The organism is Pontibacter korlensis, assembly GCF_000973725.1.
Classification (GTDB): domain Bacteria; phylum Bacteroidota; class Bacteroidia; order Cytophagales; family Hymenobacteraceae; genus Pontibacter; species Pontibacter korlensis.
In genome coordinates, this window is sequence record NZ_CP009621.1 from 5,404,529 (window position 1) to 5,421,075 (window position 16,547).

Annotated in this window: 7 protein-coding genes; all 7 read right to left on the bottom strand. The window is 57.0% G+C overall.

Translation table 11 applies throughout. The features are described from left to right. Positions 1-11: 11 nt before the first annotated feature. A complete protein-coding gene (locus PKOR_RS23045; protein ID WP_052739066.1) occupies positions 12-2,477 on the bottom strand; it encodes a glycoside hydrolase family 31 protein in 2,466 nt (821 codons plus the stop codon). Positions 2,478-2,672: 195 nt separating this feature from the next. Next, entirely contained in the window at positions 2,673-5,780 is a 3,108-nt protein-coding gene (locus PKOR_RS24280; protein ID WP_071843189.1) for a LamG-like jellyroll fold domain-containing protein, read from the bottom strand. 252 nt (positions 5,781-6,032) lie between these two features. Then, entirely contained in the window at positions 6,033-9,752 is a 3,720-nt protein-coding gene (locus PKOR_RS25940) for a rhamnogalacturonan lyase family protein (RefSeq protein WP_071843190.1), read from the bottom strand. Between the two features lie 661 nt (positions 9,753-10,413). Then, entirely contained in the window at positions 10,414-11,871 is a 1,458-nt protein-coding gene (locus PKOR_RS23060) for a glycoside hydrolase family 28 protein (protein WP_084694896.1), read from the bottom strand. A 13-nt stretch (positions 11,872-11,884) separates the two neighbouring features. Beyond that, positions 11,885-13,099 carry a glycoside hydrolase family 88/105 protein gene (locus PKOR_RS23065; RefSeq protein ID WP_235337021.1) on the bottom strand — a complete coding sequence of 405 codons (1,215 nt, stop codon included), beginning with the start codon at positions 13,097-13,099 and terminating at the stop codon, positions 11,885-11,887. 36 nt (positions 13,100-13,135) lie between these two features. Further along, a complete protein-coding gene (locus tag PKOR_RS23070) occupies positions 13,136-15,340 on the bottom strand; it encodes a hypothetical protein (protein ID WP_200897404.1) in 2,205 nt (734 codons plus the stop codon). A gap of 40 nt (positions 15,341-15,380) precedes the next feature. Then, positions 15,381-16,487, bottom strand: a complete 1,107-nt coding sequence (locus PKOR_RS23075; protein WP_046313781.1) for a glycoside hydrolase family protein — start codon at positions 16,485-16,487, stop codon at positions 15,381-15,383. Positions 16,488-16,547: the final 60 nt, after the last annotated feature.

The window sequence follows — 16,547 nt, forward strand, 5'->3', positions numbered from 1 at the left end:
TCTTGCCCGGTTTAGTAGGAGAGATCGAAATTTAATTCGTCTCCGGCGGCCTTACGGCTTTTGGCCCACAGCACTTTTGCCTCCGCATCATAGTACCAGCCTTCGGAACCAGCACCCGTAAATTGTTCAGAGTTGGTGCTGGCAAGCTGTTTTCCACCTGCTTTCACGCTGGTTGGCGCCTTGTCCTGATGCACTTTGATGATGTAGTTACGGGTAGGTACCTGGTAGGCTCCTTTAGCCGCGCCGATGCGAACGGTGGTGCCACGCTCTGTGGCATTTGAAGTAACAGTGGTAATGCTGTAGCCGCCCTCTTTGTACTCTTCGCTCAAGCCGTCGTCCTCAAACAGCTCAAAGCTTGATTTGCCAGCCGGGTATACTTCGAAGGTGAGGTCGCCCCACGCTTTTCTGTCGTCAAACTGCACTTCTTCCTGCATCGGAATAATAGCGCCGGCCTTCACAAAAATCGGCAGTTGGTCTAGTGGCGTGACGATGTTGTAGTGCTTTTTGCCTTCGTAGGTTTTGCCGGTCCAGTACTCAACCCACTCCCCTTCCGGCAAGTATACCACCCGCGTCTGCGCCCCCTTGGTCGTCACCGGGCACACCATCAGGTAATCGCCGAACATGTACTGGTCCTCCACGCTGTAGGTGTTCACATCGTTCTGGTTTTCCAGCACCAGTGCCCGCATCATCGGCACACCTGTTTTATAGGTCTCAAAAGCGCTGCTGTAGATGTAGGGGATCATGCGGTAGCGCAGCTTATCATACTTGGTGAAGTTAGCCAAAGCCTCCTCGCCATAGTTCCAGGGCTCTTTGTAGCCGGGGTGGTCCATGCCGAACACGTGGGCTACAGGGCTGAACATACCAAACTGTACCCAGCGGATGTAGAGCTCCGGGTCGGCCTTGTGCTCAAAGCCGCCCATGTTGTGCGTCCAGTAGCTTACCCCGCTGAGCCCGATGTTGAGGCCGGCTTTGATAACCGGGGCGAAGTACTGCCACTCGCTCGGCCAGTCGCCGGCCCAGATAAACGGATAGCGCTGGATGCCGGCATACCCTTCGCGGGTGTGGTTCATGCCGCGCATGCCGTTAAACTTACTGAACCTTTCGTAAGGGGCCTTGGCATAGGCGATGGGAAAGATGTTGTGCAGGCGCTGCGCTTCAGGACTGGTAGGGCCTACCTTTTTGCTTTCGTTGGCTTCCCGGCCAAAGGCGCTGCCTTCGTCTGTTTTCAGGAATTTGGCGCCGATGGAGGCAATCTTCATCACCGCATTATCCCACCACCAGTCTACAGCTTTCTCATCAAAGAAATTCACGAACTCGCCGGGGTTGGTTTCCTCCGGGTACACCATGCCTTGCTCCCGTGCCTGGTCCAGCAGGTTGAGGTGGGTCCCGTTGTCGTAGCGGCCCCGGATGTGCAGCCCCACCATGTTCAGGTTCATGGCATAAAGCTGCTCGAACATCCTTTCCGGATTCTTCATGTTCTCGCGCCACTCGTAAGAGGTGGCCCCGTTGCCCCCGCTCTTGCCAAACATACGCCAGGTAGAGTCCAGGTGCAGGATATCAATGGGAATGCCCATGGCCCTGTACTTGCGGGCCAGCTCTACCACATAGTCAGTGGAGGCCATCTCGGTGTGGCCCCAGGTGCCGCCGCTGTAGGTGCCCACGTGCAGACCATGCGCAAAGCGTGGCAGCAGCGGCGCTTTGCCGGTTAGCGTGGTGTAGTGTCCTAGTATCGCGGGAAAGTCAGGTCCGTAGATGAAGTAGTAATCCAGCTCGCCGCCCTCGGCCTCAAAGGCGTAAGTGTTTTCATCGGTGTTGCCCATGTCCCAGCGTGTGGCGTAGGGGTTGTGCAGGAAAATACCGTAGCCGCGCGTGCTCATAAAGAAAGGCACCGGAGCATAGTTGGCTTCCATCACGTTATAGGCCCCGATAATGTGCGGCTTGAGCGTGCCGCGCCCCACATTCAGGCGCAGCTCTTTGCCCCGCTGGTCCACGAAATCCATGCGCTCGCCGAAACCAAAGAAATGCTCCTCGGGCATCAGCTTTTTGCGTGTGCCCACCACCTTGTTTCGCTTGTAGGCACCCTCACTCTGCCCAAAGGATTCGGTGGAAAGAATATCACCTTCCTTGTTGGCGATCTCTAAGGTGAAGGGCGCCTTACGAACTCTTACCTGCAAAGCATCGGTGCTTAAGGTATAATTGCCGGATTTTTTCTTCACGTCTACCTTAAGCGGCGTCCAGCTGTGCTGCACCACCATGTACGATTCCTCCGGCTCGAACTCCTCTTCCCAGGTGGTGCGGATGCGCACCATTTCAGGCGTGCAGAACTCGAGCTGCACCCGGGCATTGTCGGTGGAAAAGGTGAAGGTGTTTTGCTTTTGCTCTGGTTTCCCCTTCAGGTTGCCAATGCCCTGCCGGGCCTGGCTGCAAAGAGGGAAAAGGAAAAGGAGGAGCAAAAGGGAGAAGCTAGGTCGTATCATAATCAGGCTTTATTGTTCATACATCGCTACAGGTGCAGCACTTTATCAGCTATCCTAAAAATAAGATGTTATTTTTAAACCGCTATCCTGCCCTGTCCTGTAGCCCTGCAGGGTGGTATGCAGCAGCAAGCGCACCTCGAAAAAAGAAGGCCGGCTGCAGAAACAGCCGGCCTTCGGGAAACCTTTCATGCAGCCTTACTGCTTCACAATGCGCCTGACCATTTTATAGGTGGAGGTCTGCAGCACGCAGAAGTACACCCCCGGCTTCAGGGAGGCGAAGCGGGCGTCGGTGGCGTTCCACTGCAGGCGGTGCAGCCCCGCCTCCAGCGTCCCGCTTACCAGCGTGTGCAGCCGTTGTCCGTTCACCTGGTCGTAGATGGCGATGCTCACCTGGTCACGTTTTTTGAGCTGCAGCTCCACGTGGAGCTGATCAGAGAAGGGGTTGGGGTAAGCGTAGAACATGCCCTCTTTCGTCTGCTCCTCCAAATCAGAAGTCGCAGCGGTCGTGAAACGCCACACGTCACCTTCTACCACGTCGCCGCCGTCCACGGCGTCCACCCGCCAGAAGTAGCCTGTCCCGTGCGAGAGGTTCTCCAGGACGTAAGCACTCTGGGTCAGTCCCGCCGCCTTGAGCTCCAGCGCATCGGCAGCAGTGCCCAGGTAGAGGTTATAGGCCGGGGCATCGCCCTGCCAGCCCAGCTCCACCATGTCTGGCTCAACAGCTGTGGCCAGGTCGGCCGGCGTCGGGCTTGTGGCCTGGCTGATGAGCGGGCTGTTCTGGTACAGCAAGGCGATCTCCTGAGGCGACAAAGCATAGTTGTATACCTTGAACTCATCCAGCGCGCCTTTGAAGGCAACATTAAAATCCCGGGAGTTGCCAATGATAAGCGGCTCTGTCTGCCCGATGCCTCTGCTGGTGTTATCGTTTGCCTCTTTTGCCAGCATCCCGTTCAGGTAAATGCGGATCTTTTTATTTTCTGCGTCCCGCACAGTCACCACGTGCACCCACTCGTCATTCAACAGCTCGGTGATGGTGATGCCCACCTCGCTCTTTTTCCTGTCGTCGTCCACGGCAAAGCGCAGCAACCTATCCTTTAGCTCCAGCCCGAACCATTGCCCGGTGGCCCCTTCAAAGGCGCTCCTGGAAAAGGTGCCTTTGTGAAACAGGTAGGCGTGCCCGCTTTGCATGGAGGTCTTCATCCAGAACGACACGGCAAACGAGTTCTCGTCGAAGTATAGCTGCTCCTGGTGCGGCACATGGACGTGGGTGGTCGTGGTAGAGGTATTCAGGTCGAGGGCATTCTTTTCCATCCCGGCTACCCAGGCGTGTGCTTCACTGTTGCGCAACTCTCCGCTATTTGCAAACTGGCTGTAATCTGTCACAAAAATACCACTCCCCTCATCCATTTTCCAGTCCCCCACCTTGCCCGAGCGAACGAGCTCGCCTGTCGTAAACGTCCATACTTGCCCTTCTGTTCTCCCGATCTCGTTCGAGGCATCTACCCGCCAGAAATAGGTGGTGTTGCTTTTGAGTTCGGTGATGTGAAAGGAGTTTTCCGTCCCATCTGCCTGATGTGCCAGCTTGGTAGCATCGGTGCCGAAGTACACATGATACGAATCGGTACTCTCGCTGCCGGTCCACCGCAGCATCAGGTGGTCCATGCCGTTATAGAGGGCGGCATCGGCAGGAGCGGCGCCGGCTGGCGCAGCGGGAGCGGTAGGGATAGGAGGCGTGCTAACCAGGACTGGCGAAGTATAGCCAGAGGCCTCAGACCCGCTCAGCGACTGCAGGCGATAGGTATACTCTGTTTCCGGCTTCAGGTTGGTATCGGTAAAAGCCAGGGTGCTGGCTGGCAAGGTGGCGACAACAGTATAAGCTCCTCCGTTTTCTGAGCGCTCTAGCACCGTTTGCGCCGTGCTGCCTTCTTCCACTTCCCACACCAGCTCAACGGTGGTGGGTGACACACCCGCAATCCTTAGGCTGAAAGGCGAAGGCATAAACTCACCCGGACCGTTCACAATCAGGTCCTCCAGGTATAGCTCCAGGTTAGAGTAGCCGCTTGAGCCAATCACCTTGCCGTCCTCGGCATTATTTGGATCCAGATTGTGCTGCACCTCCCAATAGTCCGGGATACCGTCCTGGTCGGTGTCTGGGGCAGCGGCTCCACCTCTCACCTTGCCCGGACCGGCTGTGGGCAGGCTCATCTCGTCGCTGATGGTTTGCCCTTTGGTGCCCAGGGAGGTCAGCTCGTCGATGAGAAAAGCGTCGACCTCATCGCGGTGCAGCGAGGCGCCGACGTTCGCCACCACCCACTCGTAGGCCTGCTGCGGCGAGTGCATCGTCACCTGGGGAAAATCGAAGGGTTCTGCCATCCAGGTCACAGGGCCATATACTTCTGCCGGCACCACCGATCCGTCCAGCACGCCATTTTCGTTCGCATCGTGCCAGTTGTTTTCGGCAAACAAGTGAAAGTTCTCGTTTGCCCTGTTGAAAGGAGGCGTATCGCCGGTTTCGGGGCCGTCGATAAAGTAATTGTTCTGCACGTTGGCCTCCGACCGACCCTGCGAATCACCCAAGATATAACCGGCCACCGCCCAGTCGTAGACCACATTGTTGACAAACTGGTTCATGCCCTTCACCTTGGGGTTACGGGTATGGTTATCAATGTAAAGGCACCTTAAAATAGACACACCACCAGTAGACTGCACCAGCCCTCCGGTGGAGTGCGTTTGCAGCCCCTGCCCCACAATGGAGTTCTGGAGGGTCACATTACGCACATCCCCGTTGATGTCGAAGGTCCCGTCGCGCCCCCAGGTGATGGAGACGTGGTCGAAGATCATGTCGTGGCCGGAGGCAATGGCAATGGCATCCTTCCCGCTGTCGCCCACCTTGCCCATGCGGAAGCGGATATGGCGGGTAATGGTGTTGTTTGCCTCGGAATAAGAAAGGCCATTGCCGTAAACAGTGATGCCGTCTCCGGGGGCCGTTTGCCCGGCGATGGTGATGTTCGGGGAAACAATAATCCGGGAGCTGATACGGATAACGCCTCCTACATCAAACACCACCGTTCGGTTGGGCTTGCTCACTGCATCGCGGAAGGAGCCGGGGCCGCTGTCGTTCAGGTTGGTGACGTGGTATACCTCGCCGCCTCGCCCGCCGGTGGCAAAGCGCCCAAAGCCTTCGGCGGTGGGAAAAGCCAGTTGTTGTGCCTGCAGCTGGTAGGTAAAGCAACAGGCAAGCAGAAGCGCCAAGATGCGCAAGGCAGCACGGCAAGTGCTGAAAGAGTAAAACTTATGTTCCATAAAACAAGGTGTAAAAAGTGAAAAATGTCTTAGGTGGCGATGGTGTGAAAAGCCCGGGTATGGCTGAGGGTGGCTTGGTAGCGTACAACTGCCCCGGCTGTCAACCATCCGTGGTGTGATCAGCCCTGTGAGACAACTTGAACAAAATAGGATCAAAACAGAAGAAACCTGTCCTGCACTTACTTGATGCTGTGCTCATTACAAATGAACAAGGGCTGGCTATTTGCCGAGCCGGCCCTTGTTCATGCAGCCTTACTGCTTCACGATGCGCCTGACCATTTTATAGGTGGAGGTCTGCAGCACGCAGAAGTACACCCCCGGCTCAAGGGAGGCGAAGCGGGCGTCGGTGGCGTTCCACTGCAGGCGGTGCAGCCCTGCCTCCAGCGTCTCGCTTACCAACGTATGCAGCTTCTGCCCGCTTACCTGGTCGTAGATGGCGATGCTCACCTGGTCTTGGTCTTTGAGCTGCAGCTCCACGTGGAGCTGATCAGAGAAGGGGTTGGGGTAAGCGTAGAACATGCCCGCTTTCGTCTGCTCCTCCAAATCAGAAGTCGCAGCGGTCGTGAAACGCCACACGTCACCTTCTACCACGTCGCCGCCGTCCACGGCGTCCACCCGCCAGAAGTAGCCTGTCCCGTGCGAGAGGTTCTCCAGGACGTAAGCACTCTGGGTCAGTCCCGCCGCCTTGAGCTGCAGCGCATCGGCAGCAGTGCCCAGGTAGAGGTTATAGGCCGGGGCATCGCCCTGCCAGCCCAGCTCCACTGCCTCCGGCGCAACGGCTGTGGCCAAATCGGCCGGCGTGGGGTTAGTAGCTTTGCTGATGAGACGGCTGTCCCGGTAAAGCGCAGAAATCTCCTCCTCCGATAAGCTGTAGTTGTATACTTTCAGCTCATCCAGCATGCCTCTGTAAGGCCCGTTATAATTGCTGTTGTTGCCGATCACCAGCGATTCTGTTTGCCCGATGCCTGCACTCGTGTTGTCGCTGGCCTCCGACACGAGCGCCCCGTTGCGGTACAGGCGCAGCTTCTTGCTTTCCCTGTCTCTGATCACCACCACGTGCACCCACTCATCCGTCAGGAAAGTAGCGTTATTTGCACCTACCTCTGTTTTGGTGATGTTGTCGTCCACGGCAAAGCGGATCAGGGCGTCTTTCACCTCCAGCCCGAACCACTGCCCGGTCGCGCCGGTGGCATCGTTTTGGGAAAAAGTGCCTTTGTGGAAGATGTAGTAAGACTGCGGCGAACGGGCAGGCGTTTTTATCCAAAGCGAGACAGAAAAGGAGTTGTCGTCAAAGTACAGCTGGTCCTGGTGCGGCACCTGCACATGGCTGTTGAGCGCGGTGGTGCCCGTCAGGTCGAGGGCCCTGTTGAATTTACCCCTTGTCCATATGCTTCCATCTGTATTCTTAAGCTCGCCATGGTTGCCATACTTGCTGTGGTCCTGCACGCCAATGCCGCTGGCCTCGTCAAAGCGCCAGTCGCCGCGTATGCCCGTCTGGTTTAGCGTTGCCGTATTAAAAGACCATACCGCGCCTGTGGTCAACCCTACCTCGTTCTCAGCGTCCACCCGCCAGTAATAGGTGGTGTTGTCCGCCAGATTGGCGACCGAAAAAGAGGCAGCGGCTGCATCGCCTTTGAAGGCCAACTTAGCCGGGTTGGTGCCGAAGTATACTTTGTAGGTGTCGGTGTTGTCGCTCCCCGCCCAGCGCAGCGTCAGTTTGTCTGTGCCCTCGTAGGTGACGGCGTCGGCAGGCGCCGGATTGTAAGGCACCTCTGGCTTAGTGGGAATAGCGGGTGTGGCCAGGGCAAAGGGCATGCTGAAAGCCGACAGCGCCTCTCCCTGCAGAGTTCTGAGGCGGTAGAAATACCTGGTGTCCGGCTCCACGCTTTTGTCTTCATAAAAGGTCGTGTTAGCCGCCAGCGTGGCCAGTTCTGTGTAGGAGGAGTCATCTTCAGAACGCAGCAACAGGATAGCTGTCTCTCCCTCCGCATTATCCTGCCAGCTCAGGCGTACGGAAGAAAAGGTAAGGTCTTGCGCCATCATATGGGAAGGCGGCGTCAGGGAGTTAGTATTATCCGGTACAGTGGAAGTACCTGCCAGCCGCACCTCTGGCTGCAGCGGCAGGTTCATGTTATCACCCAGGTAGTAACTTACGTGCGGCGGCTGGTTATAGCCCACGTTTTGCCAGGCGATGGCCACCCGGTACTGCGGGTTATGCATGAGCGTGTACAGGCGGTAGTTGGTAGGGAAGGTGGTGGTATAAATGCGCAGGCTTTCGTTGTTGTCTTCCCTTACAATAAACTCCTCGCGCCAGTCCCCAAACAGGTCAGCCTGCAGGTTGGGCGTAGCCTTGGTGCTGTTGTTAGAGGAGGCCCCTGTAGCCGTCAGCAAGCGGCCTACGCCGTACTTGTCGATACGGTTTTCGTTGAGGAGCTCGCGCAACAGGTCGCCGTCCCACCAAATGGCAAAGTTTGTGGAGGCTGGGTTGCTCGTGGCGATCACCTCGCCCTTAATGTTGCGCACGCCGCCAAAGCCCCAGGCCTCAAAGCCCCGGTGCGCTGCCGTGATGTCGGCTGCCAGGCCACGCCCTACGTCGGCATTGGCTGTTTTCCAGAGAACCTCGCCTGTACGAGCGTCCCAGAGCGAGGCTCCCGGCGTAGCGGGTGTTTCGTGTATCGAATATACCTCCAGTCCCGGTCTGTCGGGGTCCAGGTCTGAGACGTGCTGCGCATCGCCGTGCTTGTGGCCCGTGGAGTAGAGGCCTGTCCCGTCGTGGTCCACGGCCATGGCCCCGTATACCACCTCATCCTTCCCGTCGCTGTCCACATCGGCAATGCTGAGACTATGGTTGCCCTGCCCTGCGTAAGCGCTGTACTCCGGGTCGTTCGTATCGAAGGTCCAGCGTTGGGAGAGCTGCCCGTTGCGCCAGTCCCAGGCCACCAGCACCGAGCGGGTATAGTAGCCGCGGGCCATCAGGATGCTCGGGCGCTCGCCGTCGAAGTAGCCCACACCTGCCAGAAAACGATCCACGCGGTTACCGTAGCTATCGCCCCACGAAGAGACATTGCCTCTGCCGGGCAGGTAATCCACCGTCGCCATGGCGCCGCCGGTTTCGCCGTTAAACACCGTTAAGAACTCCGGCCCGGCCAGAATGTAGCCGTCGGAATTACGGTAATCGGCACTGGCGTCGCCTATCACCACACCCGTGCCGTCTACGGTACCATCGGCGGTTTTGCAAACAACTTCGGCCTTGCCGTCGCTGTCGAAATCATACACCAGAAACTGGGTATAGTGCGCCCCGGCCCGAATGTTCCAGCCCAGGTCAATGCGCCACAGGTGCTCCCCGCTCAGCTTATAGGCGTCCAGGAAAACCTTCCCGGTGTAGCCCTTTTGCGAGTTATCCCGAGAGTTGGAGGGATCCCACTTCACGATTAGCTCATACTCCCCGTCTCCGTCCAAGTCTCCCACCGACATATCATTTGGAGAGTAGGTATAGCTGCTGCCGTTCACCGTGCCTCCTGCCGGCCGGTTGAGCGGCAGCGACATGTACGCTCCCTGCCACACCACGGCTTCCTCGGATGGGGCCTGCTCCTGCCCCTGCACTACGGCACGCACGTGGTAAGTGGCCTCGCTAGCGGCGCTTTTATCCACAAAGTTGGTAGACAGGACAAGCGGCTCGTCGTTGAGTTTGGTCTCGCCCCGGTACACATTAAAGGCAACATCCGAAGGATCAGTACCCAGCAGGCGCCAACTGATAAAAACCTGGTTGGCATTTTTTCGGACAGCTACTACTCCCCGATTCAATTCCTCCATATACCTTTTCTGGGCATTGGCAGCATTTACTATAAGAGAAAGTGCCAGCACTGCCAGAAGGAGGAGTCGGTATTGATTCTGATTTCCACTGATACTTGGCCCCTGTTGCTGCTGCGCTGTACCTGTGTATGAGCCTGTGTGTTGGTAAAACTGTTTCATGCATGGATAATTTTATGATAAACACTCTGTTCCACAGCACACGGCTTGACCTGCTTCGCCTTATGCACCATGGCAACCTGAGTCAAAATAGCACACAGCATACAGACTTCTGTCCTGCCCTATCCTGCAACAGCATAATTTTCAAGCGCTTAAAATAAAACTTCCCCTGCAAGTGCTATCCAGTAGCACTTGCAGGGGAAATATGATCAAGCCTCTGTTTTGCTAATAACCTTGCCCTTTAAGAGCCGGGGCCAGCTGCACACACCCGCCGTTCAAGTGTATGGACAGGCTAGTGGTCCAGCTAGGTTTTTCAGAGAGCAGGAACACTGCCATTTGAGCAAAGCCTGCGGTAATAGTCGACCGTTTCGTTTGCCTAGAGAAGTAGTCCTGATGAGAGTTTGCATGTTGGTCATGGGGTCAGGCTATTGGCAGTATCACGAACTATGCAATCAAGAAATTCGAATCGGTGAAAGCTGACCGTAGAGCTGTAAGCTGGCAAGCCTTCTTCAAGTGCCGAACCAGGATTAAGCCCAAGTCACGGGCAAAGCTCCAAAGAAGAACAGGGAAGTTACCAGCACCAATAAGCTCCAGGTGGTGCTACGTCTCTATTCTTGCTAATTTTCCATTGGCGTTGCTTTTGTTTTACACTCATGCCGTGGACTTATTTCTTGCTGGCAACAGGCTTCTCCAGTTCGTACGCTTGCTTGTTGATAATGACGTTCCTGAAGGTCATATTTTGAACATGGTCCACCTGTAGCGGCTCGTCCACGCCATTGATGGTGCAGTTGACCAGGCGCAGGTTCTCTACCGGAGACTCCTCGTATGCCTTAACCAGCACGGCATATTTTCCCCCGTCCTCTACCTGCAGGTTTTCAACTAACACGTTGCGGATAGTGGGCATGTGCTCGCCGGGCTCTTCATAGAACATATTACACTTGACGGCAGCCTCCTTATAGGTTCCCACCTTCACGTCTTTCATGAAAATATTTTCGATCACGCCGCCGCGCCGCGAGCTTGTCTTGATGCGCAGCACGCGGTCCAGGTTTGGGCTGTCCATGGTCAGGTTCAGGGCGTAAATATTGCGGGCCCCGCCAGAGATCTCGCTGCCGATCACCACGCCGCCATGCCCCTCTTTCATTTCGCAGCCTTCGATGATGATGTTCTCTGAGGGCTTGTTGATTCTTCTGCCGTCGTGGTTGCGTCCTGATTTGATGGCGATGCAGTCATCGCCGGTATCAAAGTAACAGTCTTTGATAAGCACGTTTTTGGAGGACTCCGGGTCGCAACCGTCGTTGTTTGGCCCCAGCGACACGATGCGCACTTTCTCGATCGTCACGTTCTCGCACAGTACCGGGTTCAGGTTCCACATAGGGGAGTTGATCATCTTCACGCCGCTGATGAGCACGTTTTTGCACTTGTAGGGCTGCACAAACTGCGGGCGCAGGTAATGGCCGGCACCATAAATCCTGGTGCGCGGGTCCTGTTCCTGGTGGTTTTGCTCGTGCAACTGGTTGCGGTCCGTGGTCTGTTTAGGCGTGCCTTCTTCCCAGCCGTAGCGCTTGGCACCGCACCAGGGCCACCAGTACTCGTTGTTGGCGTTGCCGTCCAGTGTCCCGTTGCCGGTAATGGCGATGTTCTCCTGCTCGTAGGCATAGATAAAAGGGGAGTAGTTCATCAGCTCCATGCCCTCCCAGCGGGTAAACACCACCGGCAGGTAGTCGGCCGTGTCGCGGCTGAAAAGGATGGTGGCCTCATCCTGCAGGTGCAGGTTCACGTTGCTCTTCAGGTGGATGGCCCCGGTCAGGAAGGTGCCGGCAGGCACCACCACCCGCCCACCGCCCGCCTCGTGGCAGGCTTGTATGGCCTTTTGAAAGGCCTCGGTGTTTTTCACCTCTCCCCCTTCCACAGCGCCATATGCGGTGATGGGGAAATCCCTGTCCGGAAACGTCGGAGCCTTTATCTGCGCGCGGATGTTCTCCAGTTCCTTCCAAGGGTCTTCCGTGGCAGCTTCCTGTTGGCTCTCGGAGCTCTTGCAGGCGTTGAGCAACACCAAAAGCAAGGCAAAGGTTAGCGCCAGGGGCGTTCCTAGGGTTTTATACTTTTGCTTCTTTCTTTTCATCGTGTAAGGGAGTTTACTTGTTTAGTTCCAGGCTAGCCAGTATGAAAGGCCCCGTGCCCTTAGGATCGTCTGTTCTGATTTTCTCGTTCACGTAGTACGCATAAGAGCCATCGCGGTCAGCACTCAGGCCCGCCACAGCGCATACCTGCGTCAGGTTTACCTCCCCGTCCGGCTGCACCTGTATCAGCTTCTCGGTGAGACCTTTAAAACCCTTCTCGGCCACCTTGCGGTAGCGTTTGTCCAGGTAACCCTTGTTGGCGCCTTTGGCCAGGGCATACACAAACATACTCGAGGCAGAGGCCTCCAGGTAATTTCCTTCCCGGCCTCCCTGGTCCACTACCTGGTACCATAGGCCTGAGGCAGCATCCTGGTACTTTTGCAGGGCCGGCGCCAGGCGCTGCAGGATCGCCTCTATGTCTTTTCGTTTCGGGTGATCGGGCGGGAAGAAGTCGAGCACATCCACCACGGCCATGGCATACCAGCCCATCGCCCGTCCCCAGAAATTAGGCGAGGTACCTGTCTTGGGATTGGCCCATACCTGCAGCTTGCTCTCATCCCAACCGTGGTAAAGCAAACCGGTCTTTGGGTCGCGCAGGTGCTGCTCCAGAAGCATCAGCTGCAGGGCCACTTCGTCAAAAGCTGCTTTATCGTTGAATGTTTGGGCGTACTGCGCCAGGAAAGGGCTGCCCATGTAGGCCCCGTCGAGCCACATCTGCCAGGGATAGCGCAGCTTGTGCCAGTAGCCGCCTTCCGTGGTGCGGGGCTGCCACTTGAGCTGGTTGCGCAGCCGCACGATCGCTTTCTTATACTTCTCGTCCCCGGTCTGTTCATAGAGGTTAAAGAGTATTTTGCCGGAGTTGAGCATGTCTATGTTGAAGGTGCCCACATCATAGGTGTTGATCGTGCCGTCCTCGTTGATCATCAGGTCAGCGTAAGCTTTGATATAGGCCAGGTACTGCGGGTCCTGCTTCTGCCGCCACAGCTTTTCGAAGGCATGCAGCACCAGCCCCTGCGGATAGCTCCACACCGGCTTTTTGGAGAACTCGATCATCCAGGGTTCGGGGTTGTTCTTCTGAATCGACAGCGCCATCCGCTCCGACCACTTCAGTGAAGCCGGAATGGTCGTGTCCCCTGCCGGCGGCGTGCTTGCCGTTAAAGGAAGCAACAGGGCCAGCAACAGACCAGGACATCGTTGTTTTCTAAGCTTGAAAAGTATCGTTCGCATCATGATACACGAGCAAATAAAGGGTGGCTTAACATCTGGTTATGGCATCTTGTGCAGGCCCTCCCAGCGTACCTTCCAGGTGCCGTCGGCGGGAAAGCCGGGGTTCGGGCGGTCCGGGGCACCGTCCCAGCCGGCCGCCATCATGGCGACCGCTGTAAGCAAGCCCCCGTTGCCCGGCAGGTAAATGCGCAGGCGCTCGTCCTGGTAGTTGTGCCCGTTCGGCAGGTAGGTGTTCTTCTGCACATCCATGAACAGGGCATCCACGGCCTTCCCCGGCTCATTCAGCCGGGCGGCCGACATAGCCATCAGCGGGTAGTCCCAGCCCCAGGTGGTGTCCCACTGCCACTTCTCAAGGATCTCGTTGTAGGTGTTTTTCATGATAACAGTGTCCACCTTCCCGCTCAGGGGCAGGTAACCGAAGGCCCCTACCACTGCCGGGTGGTCACGACGGTAAAAATCATCGGTATAGGCCTGCGGATGCGTGGCGCTAGGCAGGTACAAGCCGTCTTTCACCGCCAGCGGGGCCAGCTTGTCGATCACCTCCTGCCACTTCTCGTTCTCCGGCAGTCCCATCCTCTTACGCCACTCCTGCGCCACCGACAGGCCGTAGTTCCAGTAGGCCAGCTCAAACGGCGGATCATTCGTCTCGCGTGCCGGGAAAAGCTCCTGGGCCGGAATGATGGGCGAGGCCAGGTGATAGCGCTGATCCTCCTTGCTGTAGGTAGGGTAGGAAGCCATGAAGTCGGCGGTGGCAAAGATCAGGTCGTCATACTTCTCGAGCGTTTCCCGGGTAGGTTTCTGGCGGTAGGCCAGCTCGGCAAAGTAAATGATGTGTGGTTGTTGCCAGATCAGGTAGGGCCCTACACTGGAAGGGCTTTCGTTGCCCTCGGGATCCGTCATTTTCTGCCACCTTACCCCCTGATAGCCCTGCCATTCGGCTGTGGCCTTGGCCTTGGGCATTACTTTGGTGTACCAGGGAAGGCTTTTCTCTAACTGGCCCAGCCTGTTCCAGAGGGCAAAGTGCACGCCGTGCCACCAGTGCATTTCCAGGTGCGGCTTGCCGTACCAGCTGTTCATCGTCAGGCCGGTTTCCTGCGGCGGCAGATCGCCCGTGCACTGGATCTTGGTCAGGTACTGCGAGAGCACCACGCGGCGCTCCAGCTCCTTTGCCCGCGGGTCTGTGGAGCCGGAAAAGTCGATCGCACCGCCTTCGGTCCAGTACCTCTCCCACTCTTTTTCGCTGCTGGCCTGCGTTGCCAGGAAGTCAGGTGCTTTGCCGGCAGGCTGATCCTGGCTGAACATCACGCTGAAGGCCATGCTTTCCTCTTCTGCCGAAGGGGTCAGCTCAAAATGGTGCCTGGCTTTCTCGGTGAACTGCCCCTTTTCGTTCCAGCTGATGTTGGTGTAATACACGGTTGAATCGAGCTGGCGCTTTAGCTGCACCTGGTTGGCGCCGGACTCGGCACGGGCCATGGTGGTGGTATGCTTGTCCTGGTTCTGCCAGTTATAGCCGGGGCATACGTGGCAGTTGGCTCCGTACGGAAACTTGAGCGACACCCTCAACCGTCCCTTCGAAATGAGCGGCGAGGTGATACGCGCGGAAATAGCATCTTTTTCCTGGTGCCCGTAGAGCTCCACCGTCACCGGTTGCCCCTCCACCTCATACTTGCTTTCGATCTTGCCTGTCCAGAGGTCCAGCTTCTGATCTATCTTCTGCAGATCCTGCACCTCGACCTCCTGCCCGTTCTCTTTTAGCAGCACCAGCCCCACCACACCCAGGTGCAGGCGGTGCGGATTGGTGCGCAGCCAGTTCATGGCATCCACCTTGCGGCCCTTGCCCTTGTGCTGCACCGGGAACGGGATCACACGGCCATTGGCCGCGGTATCGTAACGGGCCACATCCGCCAAGGTATAGTTCTGGTCGGTGGGCACCACATGCCAGCCCCATTGCGACTGCGTGCCCAGCGACACGCCGTTCTCATAGTAGGCCGGGAAGCTCTGCAGCCCCGACACATCCACAGTATAGGCAAAGTCGCCGTTGCCAACCGAAAGCGAGGCCAGGGTATCCGGCTGGTGAAGCCTCACGTTGTGGCGCGTGACCAGGGCGTGACGGTCAATTTTCTCTCCTTCGTTGCTGCCTGTCGTGCTGTCGGAGGTGCTGCAGCCCGCCAGGAAGGCCAATGCCGCTCCCAGCATACACTTGGCCAGGCCTTGGGCCCTGTGCTTTAACATTTTCTGATCCATGTATCCTTTTGCCGTTTAAGGGTCTGTTCGGTAATTCCTGTTAGCTCTTCTTTATTTGCTTTTCCGGTGCGATCCGGAACACGTAGGTACTAGAGGTCATGTACTTGCCGCCCTGCGAGGTCAGGAACAAGTGCGTAGGCTGGCCGTGTTGCAGTAAAAGCTGCGGGCGCTCAAAGCGGCCATACTTGGAAAGGTGCCTCGGGGCCGGCGGCTGCGCAAAGTAATGGTCGGTGTTATAATAGGCCACCTGTGGCTCACTCCACTTGGTCCCGTTCCCGGACTCCAGGTACAGGCCGTACTGGTGGTTGAAGATGCCCATATCGCGCATCACCATTTTAAACCTGCCGCCCTCGTGCCACACATAGCCGTCCTCAGCCTGTATGTTGTTCCCCCTGCCGGAGTAATCCAGGACAGGATTGCCCTCATACCGCCTGTAAGGCCCTTCCAGCTTTTCGGCAATGGCCAGGCCATACTTGCGGTTGCCTCTTATTTTCGGGTCTGTATAGTTTTCGTACTCGCTCGTGTTCCAGGACTTGTAATAAAGCCAGTACTGCCCGTTCGGGTGCTTGATAAAGCTGGGGTTAGAGGTACAGTGATCGTCCCACGCCCCTTCCGGCCCTGCCTCCAGTAAAGGCTTGTCGGGTCTTGTCCAGGGGCCGTAAGGGGAGTCGGCTACCGCCATTCCTACCCGCTTGGTGTTGGTGCGGCGGTTGGAGTTGCCCATGTACAACAGGCAATATTTGCCGTCTATGTACTTAATGTGGGGGTTATGGCAGGTGGTGCCATCCCAGTGTCCCTCGCCCCTGGGTGCCAGCACGGTGGAAACATATTGGAAGGGAGACTCAGGGGTATCGGCGACGGCATGCGCTATCTCAGAGCTGTTGATCCAGCCGCCCATGCCTTTTTCGGCTTTCCACCGGGAGTAAAACACATGCACTTTGCCGTCCGGCCCCATGATCGGGCTGGTGCCCCACACGTAATAGCCTTCCGTTTCCAGAGCCCTGCCCACCGGCTTTAGCCGCTTGCTGAAATCAGAGGCCATCGTATTATCCGCAGCACCCAAAGCCCTGGCCTGGGCCAGATGCCCGGCACAGGATAAGAGTAGAGGCGAGAGCGCACTGAGCTGTAAGAATTTGCGTCTGTCCATGGTTCTTGTGTTCCTTCGTTTGAGCGAAGCCTACTAAAAAAACTGCTCTTGACTTAAAGC

Bases quoted from the DNA above. Each gene is read 5' to 3' on its own strand.
- PKOR_RS23045 (WP_052739066.1), bottom strand. From the start codon at position 2,477: ATGATACGACCTAGCTTCTCCCTTTTGCTCCTCCTTTTCCTTTTCCCT.
- PKOR_RS23075 (WP_046313781.1), bottom strand. From the start codon at position 16,487: ATGGACAGACGCAAATTCTTACAGCTCAGTGCGCTCTCGCCTCTACTC.
- PKOR_RS24280 (WP_071843189.1), bottom strand. From the start codon at position 5,780: ATGGAACATAAGTTTTACTCTTTCAGCACTTGCCGTGCTGCCTTGCGC.
- PKOR_RS23070 (WP_200897404.1), bottom strand. From the start codon at position 15,340: ATGGATCAGAAAATGTTAAAGCACAGGGCCCAAGGCCTGGCCAAGTGT.
- PKOR_RS25940 (WP_071843190.1), bottom strand. From the start codon at position 9,752: ATGAAACAGTTTTACCAACACACAGGCTCATACACAGGTACAGCGCAG.
- PKOR_RS23065 (WP_235337021.1), bottom strand. From the start codon at position 13,099: ATGATGCGAACGATACTTTTCAAGCTTAGAAAACAACGATGTCCTGGT.
- PKOR_RS23060 (WP_084694896.1), bottom strand. From the start codon at position 11,871: ATGAAAAGAAAGAAGCAAAAGTATAAAACCCTAGGAACGCCCCTGGCG.